The organism is Parenemella sanctibonifatiensis, from assembly GCF_002250565.1.
Lineage (GTDB): Bacteria > Actinomycetota > Actinomycetes > Propionibacteriales > Propionibacteriaceae > Parenemella > Parenemella sanctibonifatiensis.
Window position 1 is genome coordinate 61,804 of sequence record NZ_NMVJ01000009.1, and the last position, 23,091, is coordinate 84,894.

Here is a 23,091-nt window from a genome sequence, read left to right on the forward strand (position 1 = left end):
CTGGCGGCCGGCGCGCAAGAATGGCGGCATGGCCACTACTGCATTCAAGGGTTCCGAAGTTCACACCGTTGGCGAGCTCCCCACCGGGGCGGCGCCGTCCTTCACACTGGTCGGCACCGACCTCGCTGACGTCACACTGGACAGCTTCGCCGGCAAGCGGGTCGTCCTCAACATCTTTCCCAGCCTCGACACCGGCACCTGTGCCGCGAGCGTACGCCGTTTCAACGAGCTCGCTGCCGACCTCGCTGACACCGTGGTGCTGTGCGTGTCCAACGACCTCCCGTTCGCCCAGGCCCGCTTCTGCGGCGCCGAGGGGATCGAGAACGTCGTGACCGCCTCCGGTTTCCGTTCCAGCTTCGGCGACGACTACGGCGTCAAGCTGGTCGACGGCCCGCTGGCTGGCCTGCTCACCCGCACCGTGATCGTCATCGACGCCTCTGGTCAGATCACCTACACCCAGCTCGTGCCCGAGATCACCGACGAGCCCGACTACGACGCCGTCCTCGCCGAGCTCAACTGAGCCACTGACGTCGACTGAACCGGCGCCGCCCTCACCGGGGTGGCGCCGGTTCTGCGTACGGGGGGTGGTCCCGGCCCGCCGATGTCCACCTGTGAGACTGGGGCCATGGCTGATGACACCAAGAAGCTGACTGTCACGCGGACGATCAACGCCCCTGCCGCGGAGATCTATGACCTGCTGACCAATCCGCATCGTCACTCCGAGACCGACGCGTCGGGCATGGTGCGGTCGCTGGACCAGGGGGACCGGCTGGCCGAGGTCGGTCAGGTCTTCCGCATCAACATGCACCACCCCGACATGGGGGACTACCAGATGGACAACACCGTCTCCGGTCTGCAGGAGAACAAGCTGGTCGCGTGGAAGCCCGCCAACCCGGGGGAGGAACCGTACGGGCTGGAGTGGGCCTGGTCGCTGGAGTCCACCGACGCCAGCCGCACCGAGGTGACGCTGACCTATGACTGGTCCTCGGTGACGGATCCGAAGTACACCCCGATGCTGCCGGCTTTCGACACCGACCTGCTGGAAGGCTCGTTGGCGACGGTCGCGGCCGCCGTCGAGGGCTGACGTTCAGCACGAATCCACAGAACAGCCCGCCCCAGCGGCGGTAGGTCGAACTATTTGCGACCTACGTCGTCTGGGGCGGGCTTTTTGTGAGAACCGGCCGGTCAGGAGGGGAGAATCACCACTCCTCGTGGGTGCGGGAGTCCCAGGCGTGCTCCTCGCCGAGGTCGAGGCTGGCCAGCAGCTGGCGATCCTCGTCGTCGAGCGCGAAGTCGAGCTGCGCGTTGGCGCGCTGGCGCTCCGGGTTGGCCGACTTGGGGATCACGACGACCCCCTGGTCGACGGCCCACCGCAGCGCGACTTGGGAGCCGGTGACGCCGTGCTTGCTGGCCACCCGCTGCAGCGCGAACTGGTCGGCCAGTCCTTCGCGGCCACCCAGCGGACCCCAACCCTCGGTCACGATGCCGTGCTCATTGTTGAAGGCCAGCGACTCCTGCCGCGGCAGCGCGGGCGAGAGCTGGATCTGGTTCACCTCGGGCCACGCCCCGGTGGCCTCGTGGAGTTCGGTGAGCTGGTCGGGCAGGAAGTTGGACACGCCGACGTGGGCGATCAGGCCCTCCTCGCGCAGCTCCAGCAACTCCTGCCAGGTCTCCACAGCGAGCCCGCGGGACGGGTTGGGCCAATGGATCAGGACCAGGTCGGCGTACTCGACACCGAGCCGTCGCAACGACCCCTCGACACCGGAGCGGGTGCTGCCCTTGCCCTGGTCGCCGCCGGCGACCTTGGTGGTCAGCAGCACCTCTTCGCGGGGGACGCCGCTGAGGCGTACGCCCTCACCCACGGCCGCCTCGTTGCCGTACTGGGCGGCGGTGTCGATGAGTCGATAGCCGGACTCCAGCGCGGCGGCGATGGCCTTGGCGGCGTCGACACCGCGCATGCCGCTGGTGCCGAAACCGACCAGCGGGATCGGCGTGCCGTCGCGCAACTGGGTGGTCGGGATGGAGAGCTGGGACATGAAACCTCCTGGACGAGAGCCTGCCCATTTCCTACCACGCCGGCCCGCGGAGTCGTCTCGGCCCGTCCCACCCGGATGCGAAACCATCGAAGAAAAGGGCATCATGGAGCCCATGCCTGTCATTGACTGCCATGGCCACGTGGGTGCGGGATTCGACGAACGACTCCTGCACCAGGCCGACCAACTGGGCGTCGACACCCTGGTGCTGTCCAACATTTCGATGTCGATGCGATGGCCCGACGAGGCCGAGATCGAGCGCCGCAACGCCGAGATGGGGCAGATCGTCGCCGCCCATCCGGGCCGGGTGGAGGGCTACGCGTACGTCAACCCTCGACACCGCAACGCCCTTGACGTGATACGCCGCGGCCTCGAGGATCAGGGCCTGATCGGCCTGAAGCTGTGGATCGCGACCACCATCGACGACGCGCTGGTCGATCCGATCGCCGAGCTGGCGGCCGAGTACAACGCGCCGATCCTGGCCCACACCTGGGACAAGGTCGACACCCAGCTCGCCCACGAAACTCGCCCTGCGAACCTCGAGAACGCCGCTCGGCGCCACCCCGACACCACCTTCATCGCGGCCCACATGGGTGGCCGGGTGGAACGCGGCCTGCCCCACTTCGTCGGCCTGCCCAATGTGTACGTCGACACCTGCGGCACCCTCATCACTGCCCGTGAGGTGGCGCTGACCGTCGAACGGGTCGGCGCCGACCACACCCTTTTCGGGTCCGACCTCGAGGGCGGCTGTCTGGCCGTCAACGTCGGCAAGGTGCTCGCCGCCGACCTCGACCAGGCCGATTTCGACCTGGTGATGGGCAACACCATGCACACCATCCTTCAGGGGGTACGCCGATGAACACCCGCGCAGGACAGCAGCAACTGGACCGGTTCGCCGGGCTCGGAGCCGTCGACACCACGCACTGGTTCGGCCACTGGCCGGCCCGCCACGAGGCGTACGTCGATCGTGATCGGCTGCGCGCCTCCATCGAGCGATTCGGGCTGTCGCAGGTGTGGCTGTCACACCTGTCGAGCCTGTATTCGCTGGAGGTGCGGCCCGGCAACGACGCGGTGTTGCGAGTCGCCGAGGAGGTCGACCAGGTCCGCCCGTGGGGCGTGATCGACCCGTCCTTCCCGCACTGGCAGCGGGAGCTGCAGCGGGTGCTCGAGGCGGGCGTCGCCGGCGTACGCCTGGCCCCGGGGCACCACAACTATGCGCTGAACGAGCCGTACGCCATCGAGGCCTGCCAAGCGCTGGCCGAGAAGCGGGTGCCGACGATGGTGGTCGTGCGGTTGGAGGACTTCCGGCTGCGGGACTGGCGCTGGAACCTCGCCACCCCCAACGTCGACCAGATCGCCGGCGCACTGATGCACCTGGACCGGGAACGGACCATCATCAGTGGCTTCAACTTCACAGAGATCGCGCAGCTGCGCAGCACGATCGGGTCCTGGATCGATCCGGTGCGGTTCGACAGCTGGTTCATCAACGGGCCGTCCTTCGGGTTGGACGCCTCGGTCGAGACGGCCCCCGGCCAGGTCGTCTATGGCAGCGGTGCACCCTGCATGGAGCAGGTCCCGACGGTGCTGCAATTCGGCGTGATTGACGCTGAGCTGGAGCCCCAGGTGCTGCGGGCAGTGCGCGGGTCGGCCGAGCAGCTGCTCGGCTGACCTGCCGAGTTGGTCTGAGTTGCCTCACCTCAGCGCTTGCTGGCGCGGAAGACGACGATCCCGCTGATCACCGCGGCGGCGATCACCGCCACCCCGGCCACGGCGATCGGCCACGGGATGTCGGTCTGGTGGCGGACGACCTCGTAGGTTTCGTACCGGTCGCTCTGGTCGGCCGACTCTTGGAAGCGGTAGTCGGCGGTGATGGTCTCGGGCTGGAGGGTGCCCTCAAACTTGGTCAGCCGCCAGGTGCCGCTGCCGCCCGGGCTGATTCGGGCGTACTCGATGTCGCCGGCGAAGGTGAGCTCCAGCGGCGTGCTGGAGGCCTGCTGGCTGATCTCGACGTTGCGGGGAGCGGCGACGTAGAGGATGAGGTCCTGATCCTGCTGGGCGTGGCGCGACAACAGGATCGGATAGACCGGCTCCTCGGTCGGGAAGCTCAGCCGCAGCGGTTCCAGATCGCCCGTGAACGCGTGGGCGCCGTCGGCGGTGAGACGTGTGGCGAGGATGTCCCAGCCCTGGTCGATGTAGCTCTGGAAGGTCGGCTGGAGCTCCTCGCGGGCCGGGAAACCGTGCTCAGTCAGCCAAGCGCTGACCGAGGCAGCGTCGCCGCCGCTGAGGGTGCTCACCTCGAAGGGGCCGACCTCGGTCGTGGTGACGCTGGGCGGGGCGCCCTCGGGGGCACCGCCGTCGCCCTCGTCGATGCCGACGATCCGCGGCCACCAGACGTCGCGGTACTCTGGCCGAGGTCGGCTCAGCCATTGCAGGTGGGAGAAGATCTCGCGGTCGCCCAGGGACAGTTCGGTCTCGGGCGGCGCCGGCATGATCCAGGCGGCCTCGGTCGCGTGGCCGTCGACCTGGAAGACCATGTCGATCTGTTCGTGGCGGCCGTCCCACGTGATCAGCGAGACCTCGCCGCCGACGTCGAGCTCCTCAGCGACCATCGCCCCGCAGGCACAGGCCTGGGCGGCGGGGACAGCGACGATGCTGGACATGGCGAGCAGGGCAGCAGCGAGCAGCAGGCGTACGCCGCGCAGCGCGGCTGACGTGAACATTCGTCAACGATAGAAAGCGCCGGGACCGACCCGCCGGTGATGTCGCTCGATCGAGAGCGAATCGTGACAGGTCGACCCCGGCTCAGCGTGTCATCGGGCGGGCGGACCTGCACAACTACAGCTTCGCGTAGCTGCGCAGGTGAAGTGGCCCGGATGACCTGCACAACTACAGCATGCTGTGGTTGTGCGGCCGGCGTGGTGGAGTGCGTACGCCGGCTCGGCCGCGGTGAGGATCAGTCCTGGTCGTCGGCGAGCAGCCGGTAGAGGGACTTGCGGGTCTGGTCCAGCAGCTCGCCCGCCTTGGCCCGAGTCGCCTCGTCGCCGCTCTGGGCGACCGCCTGGACGGCCATCGCGAGGGCTTGGGCCTGGTGCAGGAGTCCGTCGCCGGCGGCCTCGGCGGCCTGCTGGTTGAACTCCTCCCAGGGGCGGGGCTTGTCGCCGGCGGCCGCGACCTCGGCCTTCCCGGCCTCGGTCAACTGGTAGGCCTTGCGGTCCTCGCTGGTGACCTGCTCGATGAGACCCTCGTCCTCGAGCTGGGCCAGCGCCGGATAGATCGCGCCGGAGCTGGGCTTCCACGCGCCGTCGGTGCGTTCGGCGAGCGCCTGGATCAGCTGGTAGCCGTTCATGGGCTGCTCCGAGAGCAGGAAGAGGGCGGCGCTGCGGACATCACCGCGGCGAGCCCGGCCGCGTCGGCCGCGCGGGCCAAACGGACCGCCGGGGCCAAAGGGCCCACCCGGACCGCTGGGACCGAATGGCCCACCGGGACCGAAACCAGGCCCGAACCCGCCCGGCCCGAAACCGCCACGGCGACCACGGTGGTGGCCCTTGTGCTCACGGCCCTCGGGGCGCTCATCGGCGCCTGCGTCCGGGCCAGTCATCGGCAGGACGTTGCCGCGGGGGCCGCGACCACGTCCGCGTCGGCGGCGACGTCGGTCGCCCTCGGCGCGATTGCTGCTGTCGTCAGCCGGGCCGTACGCCCAGCCATTGAAGGGGAAAGAAAGAGAAGTCATGGTGCCTCCTTGGGCAGTCATCCCCGGGTCACGGTGGCCCGGGTGCGCTCCGGCGACCCCCATCGGATCACCTCGCTGACACCATGATGAAGTATCAGTCGCGATATGTCAAAGATATGTCGAGACCTAGCTGGATCGGTGCCGTGCGAAGGCGTCTCCGCCCTGACAGCGGCCTTGCGGGCAGTCGCCGGGGGCGTACGCCCCAGCTCCGTGGCGATCGACCCGACCTGCGCAACTACAGCTGGCTGTGGCAATGCGGCCGGATCGGGCCGAATGCCTGCGCAACTACAGCATGGTGTGCCTCTGCATCCAGGTACGCCGGCGGCCTGCTCCTGAGGCAGCCGGCTCGCGTACGAATGACCACGACGGGCGGACGCACCCGGGCGTCGGGGCAGCCAAGCGCTGGGGGAGACTGTCGCCATACTGGGACAGTCGAGAGGACCGCCATGGAGCACGATCTGACCCTCCGTCACGAATCCATCACCCTGCGACCGCTGCAGGTGGCGGACGCGGCTGCCCTGCGAGCCCTGGTCGATGAGGAGATGTGGGCCGGCATGAGCGTGCCGTTCCCGCGCAGCAATGCCCACATGGAGCGGCATCTGGCAGCCCTGATCGCGCGTCCGCAGGCGTACTTCTTTGCCGTCGAACGCGGCGGTGAACTCATCGGCCGGACCAGCTACTACGACCTGGTCGAGGGGCTGCGGGTTGAGATCGGCAACACCATCTATGGCCGGCCGTGGTGGGGCACCGAGGTGAATCCAACCACCAAACTGCTGCTCTTTTCCCATGCGTTCAGCGGCTTCGGGGTGGTCAGGGTCGCGCTGCGCTGCGACGCCCGCAACCGCCGTTCCCACAATTCCATCCGGCGACTTGGTGCCCGCTATGAGGGCACCCTGCGCAACTTCCGCCATGCCGCCGACGGTACCGTCGCTGACATGGACTACTTCAGCGTGGTCGATCGGGAGTGGCCCGCCGTACGCGAGCGGCTCGAGGTGCGCCTGGACCATCTGTGATCCCTGCCCGAAACCAGGGGCAACCGGTTGCTACAGGCGTATGGACCGGGCAGGATCGTTCCAGGCACGCATGTCGGTGGCGACATGCACGTTTCAGGGGTGAAGATGCTCGGCACGACGCAAACCATTGAGTCCGACCTGGCCGTGGTCGGGGGTGGTTTGGCCGGCGTCTGTGCGGCGATCGCGGCAGCACGACGCGGCCATCGGGTTGCCCTGGTGCAGAACCGCCCGGTGTTGGGCGGCAACTCCTCCTCCGAGGTGCGGGTGTGGGTCTGCGGCGCGACCGCCCACGGTGTCCACCAATGGGCCCGTGAGACCGGAATCATGGGCGAGCTGTGGGTCGAGAACCAGTACCGAAACCGCGAGGGCAACCCGTACTACTGGGACATGGTCGTCCTGGAGAAGGTGAAGGCCGAGCCCAACATCGAGCTCTTCCTCAACACCGAGGTCACCGAGGTCGACACCGCCGACGGCAGGATCACCGGCGTACGCGGCTGGCAGTCCGGCTCGGAACGCCGGCTGGAATTCACGGCGCAGCTGTACGCCGACTGCACCGGTGACGGGATCGTCGGGGCCCTGGCGGGAGCATCGTGGCGTACCGGCAGGGAGGCGCAGGAGGTCTACGACGAGTCGTGGGCGCCTGACGTGCCGGACGACAACACCTTGGGCAGCACGATCCTCTTCTACACCAAGGACCTCGGCAAACCCTCGCCCTTTGTGCCGCCGCCGTGGGCGGTGAAGATCTCCGAGACCGCGATCCCGACCACCCGCACCATCAAGCAGACCATGTCAGGCTGTGACTTCTGGTGGATCGAGCTGGGTGGCGACCGGGACGTGGTCGCCGACAACGAAGAGATCCGCGACGACCTGCAGGCGGTCTGTTACGGCATCTTCGACCACATCAAGAACTCCGGCGAGTTCGAGGCCGACAACCTCACCCTGGAATGGATCGGGTCGGTGCCTGGCAAGCGCGAATATCGCCGCTTCGAGGGCGAGATCACGCTCACCCAGCACGACATCCTCGAGCAGACCGAGTTTGAGGACCGGGTCGCGCACGGCGGCTGGTCCATCGATCTTCACCCACCGGGCGGGGTGTACGCCAGCGAGCGCGGTTCGCGGCACTGGCATCCGCCGGGCAACTACCACATCCCGTTGCGGGCGCTGTTCAGTCCGCAGGTCAGCAATCTGTGGTTTGCCGGCCGCGCACTGTCGGCCTCGCACGTCGCCTTCGGTTCGGTGCGGGTGATGGCGACCTGTGCGCTGACCGGTGAGGCGGCCGGCCTCGGCGCCGCGCTCAGCCTGGAGCTCGGCGTACCGGGTGGAGTCCTGGCCGCCGAGCGACTGCCGGAGTTGCAGGCGGCCCTGGCGTACGCCGACGCCTCGGTGCTGGGACTGGAGAATCGCGACCCGGCCGACCTGGCACGGCAGGCGACAGCGAGCGCATCCTCGACGATGACGGCGCTCGACAACAGCCCGCAGGATTGGACGCCGGTGGATCTGGCAGATGATCTGGCGATCGTCATCCCCGTCGACCCGAGCATCGACGGCATCGAGGTGGCGGTGCGGGCGACGCAGGCGACCACGCTGCGCGCGGAACTGTGGAACACCGACAAGCCGCAGAACTATCTGCCCCACGAGTTGGTCGCTGAGGCCGAGGTGACGGTCGATCCGTCCGGTTCAGATGATTCGATCGGTTCAGATCATGTGACGGTGCCGACCTGGGTGCAGCTGCCGCTGGCCTGGGCGCCCGAGGCGGCCCGCAACACCATGCTGATCCTCAAGGCGAATCCGGACATCACGCTGCACGAGGGCCGGCACCGGCAGCCGGGCACCGTGGCGCTGCGCCACCGCCACATGCCCGCCGATGAGCAGTGGACCGAGCAGTTCCGGCCCTGGAAGCCGGTCCTGGTCGACACCGGGCTGGCGATGAGGGTCAGCTCGACCACGCAGGCGTACGCCCCGGACAAGGCGGTCGGCGGGTACGCCCGGCCCTACGGCGGGCCGCAGACCTGGGTGTCGGCGCCGCTGACCCAGGATCAACAGCCGTGGCTGGAACTGGCCTGGCAGGGCCCGCAGGAGATCGACGAGGTCGTCGCGATCTTCGACGACGACATCGAGGTGGACCTCATCAACCTGCACCACCACACGAATGAGGAGCTGGTGATGCCGACGCTGGTCACCTCCGCGGTGATCGAGGTCGCCGACGGGGACGGCTGGCGTACGGTCGCCGAGACCGAGACCAACCGGGCCCGGAAGTGGACCGTACGCCTGGACGCCCCGGTCACGACCGACCGGCTGCGGCTTCGGTGCCGGGCCACCGGCGGCACCGACCGGGCGCGCGTGGTGGCGCTGCGGGCGTACTGACGCCAGCCGTCGGTCCTGCACGGCTCAGCCCCCAGTCCAGCCCGGACCTGACTCGTGCCACTGAATGCCTGATCGTTGCTCGAGGCATCCAGTGGCACGAGTGCGTGTGTCAGGCGGGGAGCTTGGACGCCAGGACGTCGAGCTGATGGCGTACGCACTCGGGAGCTGTCGGCGTGCGACGCACTGAGCTCGCCCCGGGCGTGCAGGAAAGACGGGCAGATCGCCGATCTGCAGCTCAGCCGCAGAAAGGCAGATCTGCCCGTCGATTCTGCACGGACCTGATCGGGTGGCTGAGGTCAGCCCATCACGATCTTGCTGTAGCGGCGTGCCTTCCAGTTGCTGCCGAGGCCGAAGAACGGGTACGAGGTGACCTCGCGACCGATGGCGCCCTTGCTGCCGCTCTCCTCGAGGGAGTAGTAGGCCGTGCGGGCGCTGTTGGCCCAACCGCAGAAGACCACCGTGTGGTAGTCGTAGCTGTTGAGGATGTCGCCCGGACGCAGGCTGGCCTTGGAGATCACTGACGTGATCTGGTCCAGGCTTCGGGTCGAGTAGGACTGGGTCGCGTGGAAGGCGTTGGAGACCTGGCCCGAGCAGTCCTGACGGTAGGTCCGGGTGCCCTTGATGTCGCGGTAGTAGTTCGAGCGGCTGTAGCCCAGCCCGATGTTGGGCCAGTACGCGGCCCGCTGGATGACCTCGGTGCGCCGGATGGAGCCGCCCAGCGAGGAGGAGCCCAGGCCGACGACGCGGGTGATGTTCATCTTGGCCATGGTCTTCGGGCCGGCCTTGCCATCGACGACCAGGCCGTTGCGGGACTGGTAGGACTTCACGGCGCTGGTGGTCGCGTCGCCCCAGGAACTGTCCATGGTGGCGCCGGCCTGAATCTGGACGAGCGCGACCATCGCCGCGAGGACGGACTGGCTGACCGGGCCGATCTTGCCGTCCTGGACGAGGCGGTGGTCAGCCTGGAAACCCTTGGGGTTGTTGGTGTAGCCGAGGCCGGACAGGTTGCGGTTGATGCGGTCAGTCGGCATCGCGGCGGTGGCCGGGACGGCGCCGAAGACGCTGGCGGCACCCAGGGCGATACCGCCCATGGCCGCGCCTTGGAGAAACAGACGACGAGTGGACATGAAGGATCCTTCGGTTGGGGTGGGTGAACCGTCGGCAACGCGGACTCGGGGTCAACCGTCGTCGAGGTGGCCGGCGGATGTGGCGGCCCCGTCACTACTGTGTTCCGGAAGCTCCACGGCCCCCACTCGATCACGGCTTGCCGAACCGCGCAAGGATTTCGGGAATCTTCCCAGCGGCGATGGTCATTCGGTCGCACGCCGGCGTACGCGACCCCACCCGATCAGCCGGTGCCACCCGCTCCCTAGACTCGGGGATGACCGATGCGCGAGAGCGACTGGAGGAGCAACCATGAGCACCACACCAGAGGACGGCGGGATCGTCGACGGCTTCGAGCAGACCACCGAGGAACGCGAGCAGGAGGCCTTCGAGGACGGCACGGAGCCCGGCGCCGAGGGGCCGATCGGGACTGGCGTCGAAGGTGCTGACGACATCCTGGAGGCCGAACGGCAGGGTGACGATGACGGCATCGACAGCGCCGACCTGCATCCACGGTTCGCGCCCGACGAGGTCGCCGCGGCCGAACAGGGCAACCGGATCGGTGACGAGATGGCCTCCGGCGGGGACGACGCCGCCGAGGTGGCCGAGCTGACCGGTGACACGCTCGACGTGGATGACCTCAGCGACGACGGCATCCGCGCGGTGAGCGACGTGGACGGCCTGGACGTCGCCACCGGCCACGTCTTCGACGATTCCCAGGAGTGAGGCGTGGCGACGACGCTGGTCATCTTCGGCGCGGCCGGGGACCTGACCTCCCGGTTGCTGCTGCCCGGATTGGCGGCGCACGTACGCGATCACGGCGGCGCTGACCTGCACCTGATCGGTTCGGATCGACGCCCGGTCGACGACGCGGACTGGCGGCAGCGGGTACGCACCGCCTGCACCGCGGCCGGCGTTGCCGAGGCGGACACCGAGACCATCGTCGCCGCCGCGCGCTGGCAAGCCGCCGACGTCACCTCCGGCGCCGACCTGACCGCCCTGTTCGAGACCGTGGCGCCCGGCCGCTGCATCCTTTACTTCGCGCTCCCACCGGCGGTGACTCGCCGCAGCTGTGAGGCGCTGGCCACCATCCAACGGCCCCAGGACCTGCAGCTGGCGATGGAGAAACCGTTCGGCTTCGACCTCGCCTCCGCGCGGGAGCTGAACCAGATCGTCCACGGTCTGGTGCCGGAGGAGAAGATCTTCCGGATCGACCATTTCCTCGGCGAGGCGATGGTGCAGCAGCTGTTGGCGATGCGACTCGGCAATCGGATGTTGGCGCAGCTGTGGAGCAGGGAGCACGTGGCACGGGTGGACATCGTCTGGGACGAGACGCTCGGGCTGGAGGGTCGCGCCGAGTTCTACGACCCGACCGGCGCCCTGCGCGACATGCACCAGTCCCACCTGCTGCAGGTGTTGGCGATGGTCGCGACCGAACCGCCGGCCAGCCTCACTGAATCAGACCTGCGCGACGGTCTCGCCGCCGCGTTGCGGGCCACCCGGATCGCCGGCGACGACCCGGTCGGCAGCGCGCGGCGGGCCCGTTACACCGCCGGTGTGATCAACGGTCGGCCGCTGCCCGACTATGCCGCCGAACCGGGTGTCGCCCCGGCCCGCAACACCGAAACCTTGGCGGAATTGGACGTCGAGGTCGACACCGACCGGTGGCGTGGCGTGCCCTTCCGGCTCCGGTCGGGCAAGGGGCTGGCAGCCGACGTCTTCGAGGTGGTGCTGACATTGCGGGCCCCCGAGGCGAGTGGCGTAGCCGTGCGCGAGCAGCCCGACCGGATCGTCTTCTGCCTCGATCCCCACACCGTCACCTTCGAGATGGCGGTCGGCGTCACAGACCCGCTGGGAGCGACCGAGGACGGCGTCGCGGTGCTGGATCTGGGCGAGTCGCCACCGGCGTACGCACGGGTGGTCGGTGCCATCCTGGCCGGTGATCCGCTGCTGTCGCTGCGCGCTGACCAGGCCGAGGAATCCTGGCGCATCATCGAGCCGGTGGTGCGGTCCTGGGAGCAGCGACGTACGCCGCTGGCCGAATATCCGGCCGGCACCACCGGACCTCAGAACTGGTCCTGAACCGACACTCTGAGGGCCGAGCGGACTGCCCGCACGGCAGACTGGGTGCATGAACTCCCTTGCGCTGCCCGACCGGGCCGTCCTGCCGCTCCAGCCCCCGGCGGCCGGTGGGCTGGAGCGGTGGGCACGCCCGCCGGAGCCGCGCTGAGGGCGTACGGGCTGGATCAGACCGCGGTGTAGCCGCCGTCGACCAGCAGGTCGGTGCCGGTGACGAAGGATGCCTCCGGCGACAGCAGGAAGCGCACGACCGCGGCGACTTCCTCAGCCTGGCCCAGCCGGCCGATCGGGTGCTTGGCGACCAGAGCGTCGAACACTTCCTTCGGCAGCCCCTCGAGCAGCGGGGTGTCGATGTAGCCCGGTGAGACCGCGTTGATGCGGGGGCCGGCGGCGCGTACCTCGGCGGCGGCGTTCTTGGTGACTCCGAGCAGCGCGTGCTTGGAGGCGGTGTACGCCGAGTTGCCGTCGACCGCGGTGTGGCCGTGGATCGAGGCCAGATTGACGATGGCGCAGTCGGCGGCGTCGGGCTGGCTGAGGAACTGCTTGAGCTGGAAGTGCATGCCATAGACGACGCCGTCGAGATTGAGCCGGATGACCTTGTCCCAAGCGGCTAGGTCCATCTCCGCGATGGACCCGATCATGCCGCCGATGCCGGCGTTGTTGACCGCCAGGTGCAGTGCGCCGTAGGTGTCAACCGCCAGCTTCACGGCCGCCTCGTTGTCCTCGCGGGAGGCGGCATCCATCTTGAAGGCGACGGCTTCGCCGCCGGCCTCCTTCACCTCGGAGACGACGCGTTCGGCGCCCGCCTGGTTGAGGTCGGCCACAACCACCTTGGCGCCGTGGGCAGCGAGGTCCTTCACGGTTGCCTCGCCGATTCCTGAGGCGCCGCCGGTGACCAGGGCAACCTTGCCGGCCAACAGGGTCCGGCCATCGAGTTCCGACATCAGTACCTCTCCTTTCGTCCGCGACGTGAGGCGCGGGATTCAGTTGTTGATACCTCGAGGCTAGAAAGAAAACCCTGTTTCCTCAATGGTTCTCGGGTGTGGTGATGGTCACAGCCGCTGGGGCGCGGTTTTCGCAGAGAAGCGGTTGCCTCAGCTGGTCCACGCTCGCCACAGAGCGGCGTACTCGCCGTCAAGGGCCAGCAATTCGTCGTGGCTGCCCAGCTCGGTAATCCGGCCATCGATGACGACCGCGATCCGGTCTGCGTCGTGGGCGGTGTGGAGGCGGTGCGCAATCGCGACGACGGTACGCCCGGTGAGCAGGGAGGCCATCGACCCTTCCAGGTGCCGTGCGGTCTGCGGATCAATCAGGCTGGTCGCCTCATCCAGGACAAGGGTGTGCGGGTCGGCGATGACGAGTCGGGCCAGCGCGACCTGCTGGGCCTGGGCCGGGGTCAGCTTGAGGTTGCCGGAACCGACCTGGGTTGACAACCCCTCGGGCAGCCGTTCCACCCACTCGCGGGCCTCGACGGCCTGCAGCGCGGTCCAGACCTCCTCGTCGGTCGCGGTCTCCTCGCGCGCCAGGATGACGTTGTCGCGCAGTGATCCGACAAAGACGTGGTGCTCCTGGGTGACCAGCGCGACCTGGGTGCGCAGATCATCCAACGGCAGCCCCATCACGTTGACGCCGCCGACGGTGACCGCACCGGTACGCGGGCCGTTGATGCCGGCCAACAGCCGCCCCAGGGTCGACTTGCCCGAGCCCGAGGGGCCCACTATTGCGAGCCGCTCGCCGACGGCCAAGTCGAGGTCGACGCCGTGCAGCACGTCGTGACCCTCACGGTAGGCAAAGCGCAGGTCCGAGCCGACCAGGTGCGCATCGGCGGGGCGGCCCGGCTGCGGCGTACGGTCCGGCGGCACCGTCGAGATGCCCAGCAGGCGTCCGGTCGAGGCGACACCGCTCTGGATCCGGTCAATGGCGTGCAACAGCATGTCCAACGGGCCGATCAGCTGCTGACAGTAGAGCGCGGCGGCCGCGATCTGACCCAGCGACACCCAGCCCTGCAGATAACCGACGCCGCCCAGCACCAGCAGCACCGGCAGCGGCAGCTTCAGGGCCGAGTCCACGCCGATGAACATCAGGGTGCGCAGCGTCAGCGTGTACCGCTCGGCCTGGCTGGCCAGCTCGACGTCGCCGTCGGTGTGGCGGACCCGGCTGCCCTCGATGCTCAGCGACTCGACGGTGCGCGAGGCCACCACCGACTCGGTGAGCGCGGAGTTGGCCACCGAATAGGAGTTGCCCTCGGCGACGTACCCCTTCAGGGCACGCGGCAGATACCAGCGGGCGGTGAAGAAAAACAGGGCCAGCGCCACCAGGTTCGGCAACGCCAGCAGTGGCGAGGTGATGACCATCGCTATCAGCGTGATGACCACGGTGGCACCGGAGACGACGCCCATCGGCAACGCCCAGGCAGCGGTTTCCCCCATCACCGCGACATCGCGGGTGACGCGGGTGACCAGGTCGCCCGAACTGGTCGACTCCACGCGCGACAGCGGCAGTCGCAGCACCGAACGGACCACCGACTCCCGAGCCCGGGCCAGCAGGTCGTTGCCGAACAGGGTCGTCACGGTCTTCGCCAGGAACTGCAGCAACACCTGCAACAGCACGATCCCAATCGCGATCGCGGCGAGCCCGGTCAACGCATCCACCAGGGTCGGATCGCCCGCCTGGACCCGGTCCACGATGCCGCCGAGCAGTGCCGGCAACAGCACCGCGGAGACGGCGGCGGCCACGTTGGCGATGACGACCAGCACCACGATCCACGGCTTGGTGCTGATCAGCTGTCGCAGGAAGCGGCCGACCTCCTTGTTGCCGGCCACCGGCAGTCCGGCCTGGTCAGAGCGGGTCCGGGCGTACCATTCCTCGGCGCGTTCCCGGCGCAGCGTGTAGCGGTGCAGCAGTGCCTTGGCGCGGTCGCCCCAGCTGGTCGACCGGTCCGCGAAGAGCTCGCCGGGCAGGTCGGGACGGGAGTTGTCGGGCGTACGCCAGGACTCGGCGGATCCCTCGAAGCGCGGCTCGGTGAGTGTGTCGGTCACGATGCCTCCTCATCCATGCCGCGGGCGACGATGGCCCGGTAGTCGTCGTTGTGGAGCAGGTCCTCGTGGCTGCCGGTGGCGACGGCCCGGCCGTCGACCACCAACACCACCTGGTCGGCGTGGTGCAGCCACAGCGGCGACACCGTCGTGATCACGGTCGTACGCCCGCGGCGGGCCTCGGTGAGCCGCTCGGCAATCCGGGCCTCGGTGTGGGCGTCGACCGCCGAGGTCGGCTCCACCAGGACCAGTACGTCGGGGTCCAGGACCAGGGCGCGCGCCAGCACCAGCCGCTGCCGCTGACCGCCGGACAGGCCGCGGCCGCGTTCGTCGATGGTGCCGGACCAGCCGCCCGGGATGGCATCCCAGACGTCCTCGGCGCTGGCGACGTAGAGCGCCCGTTCGGCCTCCTCGCGGTTGGCCTTGCGGTGGGGGTCGACCAGCCCCTGCAGGGTGCCGGCGAAGACGGCGGCGGACGCGTCGGACACCACGATGGTGCGACGGGTCTCCGCCAGGCGTACCTCGGACAGGTCCACCCCGCCGACGGTGACGCCCCAGCGGCCACCGGCACGTTCGGCGTCGCGGGCCGCCTGGGCCGCGCGCTGTTCGGCGAGCCGACGCCGTTCCTTCTTGGCGGCACGGCCCTTGAGGTCGCCCTCGGCCCCCAGCGGCACCGGGTCGTCGTCATCGGGCAGGTAGCGGCCCAGCCGGTCCGCCAGCGCGACGGTCTCGTCGGGCACCGCCGAGACCAGCACGGTGAGCTGGTGCGGTTCGATCCGCAGCCCGGAGTGCTCGTCGACGATGGTCGCGCCGAGCGGCAACGGTTGCGGGTCGGTCGGCTCGGTCCACGGCGGCGACTGACGCAGCACACCGAGCGCCTTCTCTGCGGAGACCAGCGCCTGGTTCCACCGGTTGATGAACATGAACAGGGTCTGGATCGGGCTGGTGAGATAGACGGCGTACCCGAAGAACGCGACCAGCTGGCCCGGCGTGAGGGCGCCGTCGAGCACCTGCTGGGTGCCCAGCCAGACCACGGTGACCATCAGGGCACCGCTCATCAGCGTCGCGAGCGCGTCGACGCCGGACTGCCAGGGTGCGGCGGTGTTGGCGGCGTGGCGGACCGACTGGGACTGGCGTACGTAGTTGTCGCCGAAGGTACGCTCGCCGCCCACGCCACGCAGGATCCGCAGCCCGGCGACAATGTCGGTGGCCATGCCGGTCAGGACACCGGATCGGGTCCGCTGCCGCATCCGGGCCTCGCTGAGCGGCTTCAGCAAGGGCCGGGAGATGATCACCATCACCGGAGCCAGCACCAGCACGATCAGGCCGAGCTGGAGCGACTCCTGCAGCATGATGGCGGCGACGATGAAGATCGTCGCCAGGCCCGTGACGGCACGCGAACCGATCTCGCCGAGGGATCCGAAGATGTCGGAGTCGCCCATCGCGACCGACAGCACCTCGCCGGTGGGGGCGCGGCGAGGCAGGTTGTGGCCCAGTTCGGCCGACTTGCGGTTGACCAGCATCATCGATCGGAACATCACGTTGAGCCACTGCGCGACCGCGGCTCCGTGCAGCGCGATGCCGCCGATGATGCTGACCAGGACGGCCAGCAGATAGATGCCGGACCAGACCAGCGTGGTCTGCAGGTCGCCGGTGGCGATGCCCGTGTCGATGGTGCGGCCCAGCAACCAAGGCATGATCGCGGTCGGCACCATCCACAGCGCCGCCAGCACGATGCAGACCACGAACAGGCTCTTGGCCTGCAGGATCAGCCACAGCACGAAGCGGGCCGGGCTGCGGGTGTCAGGAGTCTCGCCGGTGCTGGGCAGCTCCACCGGATAGGGGCCCTCCGCAGTCGCCGGGATGCCGTACGCGTGCACGCGCGGGGGAAAAGTCTTCATAGCCCGAAGAACATTACGCCGGGCGGTGCGGGTCGGCCACTTGTTTGCCGAGGCCCCCGCGGCGCCGGTGGCGGCGTCTGCGTACGCCCTGAAACGTCCGGTTCTGGGGCTCGTGGAGGACACTATGAGCATGGCGCCCCGCTGGCGCGGACGCTTCAGGGGCGCTGGCCCTGGCATGGCCGACCATGGAGTGGTCAGACGAGTGGGCAGACGAAAGGGAACGATCATGAAGCCGGTGCGCACACTGGTCGCAGTGGGGTCGGTGGTGGCCGTGCTGGCGCTGACGGGCTGTGGTCTGATCCCCAGCGCGAGCAATCCGTCGGCTGACTGGTGCAACACCGAGGACATCTCGGGAAGCCTCGAGCTCTACACCGGGTCGGTGCCGCCGCCGCACAACTGGACCCGGACGGTGACCTTGGAGGGCGCCCGGGCCAAGGTCGTCATGGAGCCCGGCTATGTCGATGGGGCGCCCACGTGGAGCAGCGATCGGCAGGTCTCGCCGCGGGACGTGGCCGAGCTGTGCCGGGTCGTGGTGGCAAACAAGCTGAGTGCCGAGGACGAGAACGCCGCCGGCGGATCCCAGATTCTGGTGAAGCTGGTCGCCGACGGGCACGAGCTGGACTTCCGGGCGTACGGGAACGAGGAGACCCGGGCGGCGCTGCGGCAGGTGGTCGGAGAGGACGAATGGGACCAGCAGCAGGCCGCCTATGAGGAGTGGAAGGCCAGCTACGAATGAGACGGACCGGTCAGTGAGACCGGCTTGGTAGAGTCGCGCTGGACCACTGAGGTACTGGATCGGATCGGTAGGAGGGGACCATGTCGGTCACCCAGCAGGAGGCGGCGCCGGTTGTCGCGCCGCCGGCGTACCGTTCCGACTCCGCCGCCGACCGTTTCATGCGCCGGCTGTTGCGGGTGCAGGGCAAGAATCGGCGCGCTGCCGACGGCGCGCACCGGGCGTACCGCACGTCGTTGATCGTGTCGGGCATCCGTTGCCTGATCACCTATCTGTTGATCCCGGTCCTGGTGCCGGTGCTGAATCTCAGCAATGCGGTCGCGGCGCCGGTCGGGATCCTGCTGTGTGCCGTGGCGGTGGTGTCGGGAATCGCGGGCGTACGCCGGTTTTGGCAGTCCGACCACAAGGGCCGGTGGGGTTACACCGCTTTCATGGCCGTGATCTTCGTGATCTTGGCCGTCGGCCTGGTCGCCGACATCGCGAGGGTGGCGGCATGAGCACTCACGACGAGCCGGACTTGGTCGAGGACGACCTGGTTGATGACGAGATCGACGAGGAGGACGAGGCTGGCCTGTCGGTCAACGCCCTCATCACCCTCGGGATCGGGATGGCCGTCGTCGTGGTCTTTCTGGCCGTCTGCGTCCCGCTGCTGATCTGAGCCGACCCGTCAGCGAAACGGGGTGACTCGACGGTCGGACCAGGCGGGTGTGCTCGTCCGACAGGACCGACGGCCGGCGTCAGTCCTTGCCGGGCCAGTCCAGCATCAGCGTGACCAGCTTCAGGCCGGAGTCGTCGTACGTCAGGTGGAGGGCCTTGCCGCCGGTGATCCAGTTGGCGGCGCCATCGCCGCGCCATTCCGGTTCGCCGAGGGAGGCGAGCGCGTCCTCCAGCGTCGGGGCGGCCGGTTCGAGCAGCGGCGCCGGCGGGGTGGCAGCGGCCGCGGTGATCCAGATCGTGGTGAGGACCTTCTGCTCGGCCTCCACCTCGAGGCCGGCCTTGCGCAGCTTTCCTCCGGCCCGGGTGACCGGCTTGCCGGCCAGGTCGACACCGAACTGGGCCAGCGTCTCGGCGATGGCCGGGTCGTCGACCGGCCGCCCGAGGAGGTCCAGCAGTTGGGCCACCGAACCGGCCACTGGCGTACCGGGCTCGGCATCGGCATCAACGCTGGGGACGACCGTCTCCTGGCCGAGCTGGGCGTTCACCCAGGCGGTGAAGTCGTCGTCGCCGACGCTGTGCCACTCCTCGGGGACATCGACGGAGAAGGTGTCGGCCAGCCAGGTCCGGAAGGGCTCAGCCAGCTCGACGGATTCGGTGGATTCTGGCGGCAACGCCAAGGAGATCTCGTTGAGTTCGTCGTAGCCGATCGCGACCAGGGTGAGGAAGTCCAGGACGTTGTCGGCCAGCAGGAAGGCGCTGCCCTCGCTGCTGAGGCCGACCACCTTGAGTTGATCCTCGTCGTCGAGCCACAGGGCGCCGATGCTGCCGCTGCCGTCCAACTCGGCGATCGGTAGCAGCCGGGCGGCGGCCGGCGAGTCCGGTTCGAACCAGCCCTCCAGGGTGGCGTTGGGGGTGAAGACGATGCTGACCTGGAACTCACTGGTGACCGGGGTCAGGTAGTAGCCGTGGTCGGTGGTGTCGCCGTTGCCGGCGTTCTCCATCCAGAGCCAGGCCTGCTCCAGCTCGTCAGGGATCGTGATGTGGGGGTGCTTCGGCAAGGAATCCTGCATCGTCGACATGCGGGGGAGCTTAGCCGGTCACTGTTCCATCGGTTGGTCTGGTCGTGGCCGGGTGGGGCGATCTGCACTGGTGGCCGCGAGTAGCATCCGAGACAGGTCCGGTGGATGCGCCGGGGGCGAGGAGAGGGGAGCAGAGCATGGCAACCGTGGCCGTCCTGGGGACGCTCGACACCAAGGGTGAGGAGGGTGCGTGGCTGGTCGCCCGACTGCAGGAGCACGGCGTCGACACCCTCACCATCGACGTGGGGTCCTTTTCGGACCGGACTGACGTGGACGTCACCGCCGAGGCGGTCATCGATGCCGCCGGTGAGGATGCCGCGGCGTTGCGGGAACGCCGCGACCGCGGCGAAATGATGGACGTGATGGGGCGCGGTGCCGCCGAGATCGTGCGCCAGCTGGCCGAGGAGGGCCGGGTCCACGGGCTCTTGGCCTTCGGTGGGTCGAGCGGTTCCTCGGCCGCCGCCCCCGCGATGCAGGCGCTGCCGGTCGGCTTCCCGAAGCTGCTGGTCTCCACGATGGCCTCGGGAGACGTCGCGCCCTACGTCGGCGAGGTCGACGCCACCTTGATGTATTCGGTGGTCGACATCGCCGGCATCAACTCGGTCTCAGCGAAGGTGCTCGGCAATGCCGCGGCCGGGATCGCCGGGATGGCACAGGCGTACGCCGAGCCCCACCAAGAGCAGGAATTCCGGCCGGTGGTGGCGGTCAGCATGTTCGGGTTGACGACCCCGGCCGCCGATGAGGCGCGACATACCTTGGAGGAGCTTGGCTATGAGGTGCTGGTCTTCCACGCTACCGGCGCCGGCGGCCGCGCGATGGAGCGGCTGGTCGCCGACGGTCTGGTCGCGGGCGTCGTCGACCTCACCACCACCGAGCTCGCCGACGATCTGGTGGGCGGTGTCCTGAGCGCTGGACCGGATCGGCTCGAAGCGGCCGGCGCTGCTGGTGTCCCCCAGGTGGTCAGCCTCGGCGCCCTCGACATGGTCAACTTCGGGCCGCGCGAGTCGGTGCCCGAGAAGTTCGATCAGCGCACCTTCGTGGTCCACAACCCGACCGTGACCCTGATGCGCACCACCGTCGAGGAGAACGCCGAGCTGGGCCGGCGGATCGCCGCCAAGCTCGCCGCGGCCACAGCCCCGACGCAGCTCTTCATCCCGTTGCGGGGGGTGTCCGGGATCGACATCGCCGAGGGTCCCTTCGAGGACCGGGAGGCCGATCAGGCGCTGTTCGCCGCCGTACGCGAGGGCCTGGCCGACAGCCCGGTCGAGATCCACGAGCTCGACAGCCACATCAACGATGCCGGCTTCGGCAAGACCTTGGCCGAGGCCCTGCACCAGCAGCTCCAGCTCAAGAATCAGGAACGACAGGCATGAACCGCACCGACATCCTCGAAGGATTCCGCCGTCAGGTCGCCGAGGGCAAGCCGATCGTGGGAGGCGGCGCTGGCACCGGCATCTCGGCGAAGTCGGCCGAGGCCGGCGGCATCGACCTCATCATCATCTACAACTCGGGCCGCTTCCGGATGGCCGGACGCGGCTCGCTGTCGGGGCTGCTGGCCTACGGGGACGCGAACGCGATCGTGATGGAGATGGCCAACGAGGTGTTGCCGGTGGTGAAGCGTACGCCAGTGCTGGCCGGTGTGAACGGCACCGACCCGTTCCGGGTGATGCCCCACTTCCTGCGCCAGATCAAGGACATCGGCTTCGCCGGCATCCAGAACTTCCCGACCGTTGGGCTGATCGACGGAGTCTTCCGGGCCAACCTGGAGGAGACCGGGATGAGCTACGGGCTCGAAGTCGACATGGTGCGAGAGGCGCACGAGCTGGACCTGATCACCTCGCCCTATGTGTTCGACGCAGAGCAGGCCAAGGACATGGCCAAGGCCGGCGCCGACATCCTGGTGCCGCACATGGGACTGACGACCTCGGGCTCGATCGGTGCCCAGACCGCGCTGACCCTGGACGAGGCAGTGGCGAAGGTGCAGGAGCTGGCCGACGCGGCGCGTACGGTCAATCCCGACATCCTGTGCCTGTGCCACGGCGGCCCGATCGCCAACCCGGAGGACGCCCAGTACGTGCTCGACAACACCGACGGCATCGTCGGCTTCTACGGCGCCAGCTCGGTCGAACGCTTCCCGACCGAGACCGGGATCCGGGAACAGACAGAGAAGTTCAAGGCGATCACCTTCAACTGAGCCCTTCCGGGCCGTCAGGGCGCTGGTCCAGTGGTGACCCACCGCCGCTCTGCGAACGAGTAGCCGACCAGGCTGCGGCCCTCACTGATGTGGAGGACCTGTGGGGTCTCCCGGTCGATGACCACCATGATGCTGTCGGCGGCGCGACCCAACAGGTAGTCACCTGCGAGCGCCAGCAGGCGGCACGGAATAATCTGCGGTGGGCGGTGCCGTGGCTGCCCACCGGTATCGAGGAGACGACATGCAATATCAGGATGGCGCCAAGCTTGACCCGTCCCAGGTCGGCAGCGGCGGGGGCGGCAGGCGCGCCGGCGGGATCGCGGTCGGTGGTGGCGGTGCCATCGTCGTCGTGATCTTGGCCTTGGTGTTCGGGCTCGATCCGTCGGCGATTCTGGCCGGTGGTGGGGCGGAGGAGCCCGGGCCCGCCGAGCCGAGCCTGCAGCACTGCCAGACCGTCGAGGACATCGAGAACGATCGCAACTGTCGTTACGTGGCGTACACGAACTCCATCCAGGCCTATTGGCAAGGCGCCATGAAGGGCTATCAGGTGACGCAGATCCACCCCTTCACCGGGGAGGTCTCGACCGCCTGCGGACGGGCGACCGCGCAAGTCGGGCCGTTCTATTGCCCCGGTGACATGGGTGTTTATCTGGACATCGAGTTCCTCGACCAGCTGCTGGGTCAGCTGGGGGCGCAGGGCGGCGATGCCGCGGAGGCGTACGTGCTGGCCCACGAGTTCGGCCACCACGTACAGAACCTCACCGGCACCATGGAGCAGGCGCAGCGGGACCGCTCAACCGGGCCGAAGTCCGCCGGCGTACGCCTGGAGCTCCAGGCTGATTGCTATGCCGGGGTGTGGTTTGCCAACGAGAAGAACCTGCCCGACAGCCCGATCGGCGACATCGGTGAGCAGGACCTGCTGGAGGCCGCCGATGCGGCTCGCGCGGTCGGTGACGACCACATCCAGCGGCAGTCCGGCGGCGACGTCAACCCTGATGGCTGGACTCATGGTTCCTCGGAGCAGCGGCGGCACTGGCTGCAGGTCGGCTATCAGACCGGCGATCCGAACCAGTGCGACACCTTCGGCACCGACGACTTGGGCTGATTCCGGGCAGTCTCGACAGAAAAGCGTGCCCCAGCGGCAGTTGGTCGACCTCATCAGCGCGACC

Annotated in this window: 22 protein-coding genes; 14 read left to right on the forward strand and 8 right to left on the reverse strand. The window is 68.7% G+C overall.

Features of this window, described 5'->3' with window-relative positions:
• The first annotated feature begins 28 nt into the window (after positions 1 to 28).
• Together tpx and CGZ91_RS10895 are read left to right on the forward strand one after the other, a co-directional pair.
• Positions 29 to 520 (forward strand): thiol peroxidase, encoded by a 492-nt coding sequence (gene tpx, locus CGZ91_RS10890; RefSeq protein WP_094450367.1) that lies wholly within the window; start codon positions 29 to 31, stop codon positions 518 to 520.
• Between the two features lie 105 nt (positions 521 to 625).
• Positions 626 to 1,084 (forward strand): SRPBCC domain-containing protein, encoded by a 459-nt coding sequence (locus CGZ91_RS10895; protein ID WP_094450366.1) that lies wholly within the window; start codon positions 626 to 628, stop codon positions 1,082 to 1,084.
• A gap of 115 nt (positions 1,085 to 1,199) precedes the next feature.
• On the opposite strand, the gene CGZ91_RS10900 is transcribed toward CGZ91_RS10895, so the two are convergent.
• A complete protein-coding gene (locus CGZ91_RS10900; RefSeq protein WP_094455103.1) occupies positions 1,200 to 2,036 on the reverse strand; it encodes an aldo/keto reductase in 837 nt (278 codons plus the stop codon).
• A gap of 112 nt (positions 2,037 to 2,148) precedes the next feature.
• Here CGZ91_RS10900 and CGZ91_RS10905 point away from each other — a divergent pair, with 112 nt between their 5' ends.
• Both CGZ91_RS10905 and CGZ91_RS10910 read left to right on the forward strand, forming a co-directional pair.
• On the forward strand, positions 2,149 to 2,892 hold the full coding sequence (locus CGZ91_RS10905; protein ID WP_179229330.1) for an amidohydrolase family protein: 744 nt from the start codon (positions 2,149 to 2,151) through the stop codon (positions 2,890 to 2,892).
• Positions 2,889 to 3,701 carry a hypothetical protein gene (locus tag CGZ91_RS10910; RefSeq protein ID WP_094455105.1) on the forward strand — a complete coding sequence of 271 codons (813 nt, stop codon included), beginning with the start codon at positions 2,889 to 2,891 and terminating at the stop codon, positions 3,699 to 3,701. The genes CGZ91_RS10905 and CGZ91_RS10910 overlap by 4 nt, the downstream gene beginning before the upstream one ends.
• A gap of 29 nt (positions 3,702 to 3,730) precedes the next feature.
• On the opposite strand, the gene CGZ91_RS10915 is transcribed toward CGZ91_RS10910, so the two are convergent.
• Both CGZ91_RS10915 and CGZ91_RS10920 read right to left on the reverse strand, forming a co-directional pair.
• Positions 3,731 to 4,753, reverse strand: a complete 1,023-nt coding sequence (locus CGZ91_RS10915) for a DUF2330 domain-containing protein (RefSeq protein WP_094455107.1) — start codon at positions 4,751 to 4,753, stop codon at positions 3,731 to 3,733.
• 233 nt (positions 4,754 to 4,986) lie between these two features.
• Positions 4,987 to 5,763 (reverse strand): PadR family transcriptional regulator, encoded by a 777-nt coding sequence (locus CGZ91_RS10920; RefSeq protein WP_229116585.1) that lies wholly within the window; start codon positions 5,761 to 5,763, stop codon positions 4,987 to 4,989.
• 446 nt (positions 5,764 to 6,209) lie between these two features.
• Between CGZ91_RS10920 and CGZ91_RS10925 the strand changes: the two genes are divergently transcribed.
• Entirely contained in the window at positions 6,210 to 6,776 is a 567-nt protein-coding gene (locus CGZ91_RS10925) for a GNAT family N-acetyltransferase (protein ID WP_094455109.1), read from the forward strand.
• A 105-nt stretch (positions 6,777 to 6,881) separates the two neighbouring features.
• Positions 6,882 to 9,140 carry an FAD-dependent oxidoreductase gene (locus CGZ91_RS10930; protein ID WP_094455414.1) on the forward strand — a complete coding sequence of 753 codons (2,259 nt, stop codon included), beginning with the start codon at positions 6,882 to 6,884 and terminating at the stop codon, positions 9,138 to 9,140.
• A 296-nt stretch (positions 9,141 to 9,436) separates the two neighbouring features.
• On the opposite strand, the gene CGZ91_RS10935 is transcribed toward CGZ91_RS10930, so the two are convergent.
• Complete coding sequence (locus tag CGZ91_RS10935) at positions 9,437 to 10,267, reverse strand: peptidoglycan-binding domain-containing protein (protein ID WP_094455111.1); 831 nt, start codon at positions 10,265 to 10,267, stop codon at positions 9,437 to 9,439.
• Between the two features lie 289 nt (positions 10,268 to 10,556).
• On the opposite strand from CGZ91_RS10935, the gene CGZ91_RS10940 reads away from it, so the two are divergent.
• Complete coding sequence (locus tag CGZ91_RS10940; RefSeq protein ID WP_094455113.1) at positions 10,557 to 10,970, forward strand: hypothetical protein; 414 nt, start codon at positions 10,557 to 10,559, stop codon at positions 10,968 to 10,970.
• Positions 10,971 to 10,973: 3 nt separating this feature from the next.
• Positions 10,974 to 12,326, forward strand: a complete 1,353-nt coding sequence (locus CGZ91_RS10945) for a glucose-6-phosphate dehydrogenase (protein ID WP_094455115.1) — start codon at positions 10,974 to 10,976, stop codon at positions 12,324 to 12,326.
• A 164-nt stretch (positions 12,327 to 12,490) separates the two neighbouring features.
• On the opposite strand, the gene CGZ91_RS10950 is transcribed toward CGZ91_RS10945, so the two are convergent.
• The 3 genes from CGZ91_RS10950 to CGZ91_RS10960 form a co-directional block, all read right to left on the reverse strand.
• Complete coding sequence (locus tag CGZ91_RS10950; RefSeq protein WP_094455117.1) at positions 12,491 to 13,267, reverse strand: SDR family NAD(P)-dependent oxidoreductase; 777 nt, start codon at positions 13,265 to 13,267, stop codon at positions 12,491 to 12,493.
• 150 nt (positions 13,268 to 13,417) lie between these two features.
• Entirely contained in the window at positions 13,418 to 15,361 is a 1,944-nt protein-coding gene (locus CGZ91_RS10955; RefSeq protein WP_094455119.1) for an ABC transporter ATP-binding protein, read from the reverse strand.
• The gene (locus tag CGZ91_RS10960; RefSeq protein WP_094455121.1) at positions 15,358 to 17,259 is read right to left on the reverse strand and encodes an ABC transporter ATP-binding protein; all 1,902 of its coding nucleotides are present in this window, start codon (positions 17,257 to 17,259) and stop codon (positions 15,358 to 15,360) included. Before CGZ91_RS10960 ends, CGZ91_RS10955 begins: the two co-directional genes overlap by 4 nt.
• Before the next feature lie 226 nt (positions 17,260 to 17,485).
• On the opposite strand from CGZ91_RS10960, the gene CGZ91_RS10965 reads away from it, so the two are divergent.
• The 3 genes from CGZ91_RS10965 (at position 17,486) to CGZ91_RS14350 (ending at position 18,650) form a co-directional block, all read left to right on the forward strand.
• A complete protein-coding gene (locus CGZ91_RS10965; RefSeq protein WP_094449405.1) occupies positions 17,486 to 17,995 on the forward strand; it encodes a hypothetical protein in 510 nt (169 codons plus the stop codon).
• Between the two features lie 80 nt (positions 17,996 to 18,075).
• Complete coding sequence (locus CGZ91_RS10970; RefSeq protein ID WP_094455123.1) at positions 18,076 to 18,489, forward strand: hypothetical protein; 414 nt, start codon at positions 18,076 to 18,078, stop codon at positions 18,487 to 18,489.
• Positions 18,486 to 18,650 (forward strand): hypothetical protein, encoded by a 165-nt coding sequence (locus CGZ91_RS14350; RefSeq protein WP_179228892.1) that lies wholly within the window; start codon positions 18,486 to 18,488, stop codon positions 18,648 to 18,650. The genes CGZ91_RS10970 and CGZ91_RS14350 overlap by 4 nt, the downstream gene beginning before the upstream one ends.
• 79 nt (positions 18,651 to 18,729) lie before the next feature.
• Here the strand turns inward: CGZ91_RS14350 and CGZ91_RS10975 are convergent, their stop codons facing one another.
• Positions 18,730 to 19,728, reverse strand: a complete 999-nt coding sequence (locus tag CGZ91_RS10975) for a hypothetical protein (RefSeq protein ID WP_094455125.1) — start codon at positions 19,726 to 19,728, stop codon at positions 18,730 to 18,732.
• A 137-nt stretch (positions 19,729 to 19,865) separates the two neighbouring features.
• Between CGZ91_RS10975 and CGZ91_RS10980 the strand changes: the two genes are divergently transcribed.
• The 3 genes from CGZ91_RS10980 to ypfJ all read left to right on the forward strand — a co-directional run bounded on the left by CGZ91_RS10980 (position 19,866) and on the right by ypfJ (position 23,027).
• Complete coding sequence (locus tag CGZ91_RS10980) at positions 19,866 to 21,101, forward strand: Tm-1-like ATP-binding domain-containing protein (RefSeq protein WP_094455127.1); 1,236 nt, start codon at positions 19,866 to 19,868, stop codon at positions 21,099 to 21,101.
• Positions 21,098 to 21,922 carry a phosphoenolpyruvate hydrolase family protein gene (locus tag CGZ91_RS10985; RefSeq protein ID WP_094455129.1) on the forward strand — a complete coding sequence of 275 codons (825 nt, stop codon included), beginning with the start codon at positions 21,098 to 21,100 and terminating at the stop codon, positions 21,920 to 21,922. The genes CGZ91_RS10980 and CGZ91_RS10985 overlap by 4 nt, the downstream gene beginning before the upstream one ends.
• 241 nt (positions 21,923 to 22,163) lie before the next feature.
• A complete protein-coding gene (gene ypfJ, locus CGZ91_RS10990; protein WP_094455131.1) occupies positions 22,164 to 23,027 on the forward strand; it encodes a KPN_02809 family neutral zinc metallopeptidase in 864 nt (287 codons plus the stop codon).
• Positions 23,028 to 23,091: the final 64 nt, after the last annotated feature.

Bases quoted from the DNA above. Each gene is read 5' to 3' on its own strand.
- CGZ91_RS10895 (WP_094450366.1), top strand. From the start codon at position 626: ATGGCTGATGACACCAAGAAGCTGACTGTCACGCGGACGATCAACGCC.
- CGZ91_RS10975 (WP_094455125.1), bottom strand. From the start codon at position 19,728: ATGTCGACGATGCAGGATTCCTTGCCGAAGCACCCCCACATCACGATC.
- CGZ91_RS10960 (WP_094455121.1), bottom strand. From the start codon at position 17,259: ATGAAGACTTTTCCCCCGCGCGTGCACGCGTACGGCATCCCGGCGACT.
- CGZ91_RS10940 (WP_094455113.1), top strand. From the start codon at position 10,557: ATGAGCACCACACCAGAGGACGGCGGGATCGTCGACGGCTTCGAGCAG.
- CGZ91_RS10980 (WP_094455127.1), top strand. From the start codon at position 19,866: ATGGCAACCGTGGCCGTCCTGGGGACGCTCGACACCAAGGGTGAGGAG.
- CGZ91_RS10965 (WP_094449405.1), top strand. From the start codon at position 17,486: ATGAAGCCGGTGCGCACACTGGTCGCAGTGGGGTCGGTGGTGGCCGTG.
- CGZ91_RS10905 (WP_179229330.1), top strand. From the start codon at position 2,149: ATGCCTGTCATTGACTGCCATGGCCACGTGGGTGCGGGATTCGACGAA.
- CGZ91_RS10925 (WP_094455109.1), top strand. From the start codon at position 6,210: ATGGAGCACGATCTGACCCTCCGTCACGAATCCATCACCCTGCGACCG.
- CGZ91_RS10915 (WP_094455107.1), bottom strand. From the start codon at position 4,753: ATGTTCACGTCAGCCGCGCTGCGCGGCGTACGCCTGCTGCTCGCTGCT.
- CGZ91_RS14350 (WP_179228892.1), top strand. From the start codon at position 18,486: ATGAGCACTCACGACGAGCCGGACTTGGTCGAGGACGACCTGGTTGAT.
- CGZ91_RS10900 (WP_094455103.1), bottom strand. From the start codon at position 2,036: ATGTCCCAGCTCTCCATCCCGACCACCCAGTTGCGCGACGGCACGCCG.
- CGZ91_RS10935 (WP_094455111.1), bottom strand. From the start codon at position 10,267: ATGTCCACTCGTCGTCTGTTTCTCCAAGGCGCGGCCATGGGCGGTATC.
- CGZ91_RS10970 (WP_094455123.1), top strand. From the start codon at position 18,076: ATGTCGGTCACCCAGCAGGAGGCGGCGCCGGTTGTCGCGCCGCCGGCG.
- ypfJ (WP_094455131.1), top strand. From the start codon at position 22,164: ATGCAATATCAGGATGGCGCCAAGCTTGACCCGTCCCAGGTCGGCAGC.
- tpx (WP_094450367.1), top strand. From the start codon at position 29: ATGGCCACTACTGCATTCAAGGGTTCCGAAGTTCACACCGTTGGCGAG.
- CGZ91_RS10950 (WP_094455117.1), bottom strand. From the start codon at position 13,267: ATGTCGGAACTCGATGGCCGGACCCTGTTGGCCGGCAAGGTTGCCCTG.
- CGZ91_RS10920 (WP_229116585.1), bottom strand. From the start codon at position 5,763: ATGACTTCTCTTTCTTTCCCCTTCAATGGCTGGGCGTACGGCCCGGCT.
- CGZ91_RS10930 (WP_094455414.1), top strand. From the start codon at position 6,882: ATGCTCGGCACGACGCAAACCATTGAGTCCGACCTGGCCGTGGTCGGG.
- CGZ91_RS10985 (WP_094455129.1), top strand. From the start codon at position 21,098: ATGAACCGCACCGACATCCTCGAAGGATTCCGCCGTCAGGTCGCCGAG.
- CGZ91_RS10910 (WP_094455105.1), top strand. From the start codon at position 2,889: ATGAACACCCGCGCAGGACAGCAGCAACTGGACCGGTTCGCCGGGCTC.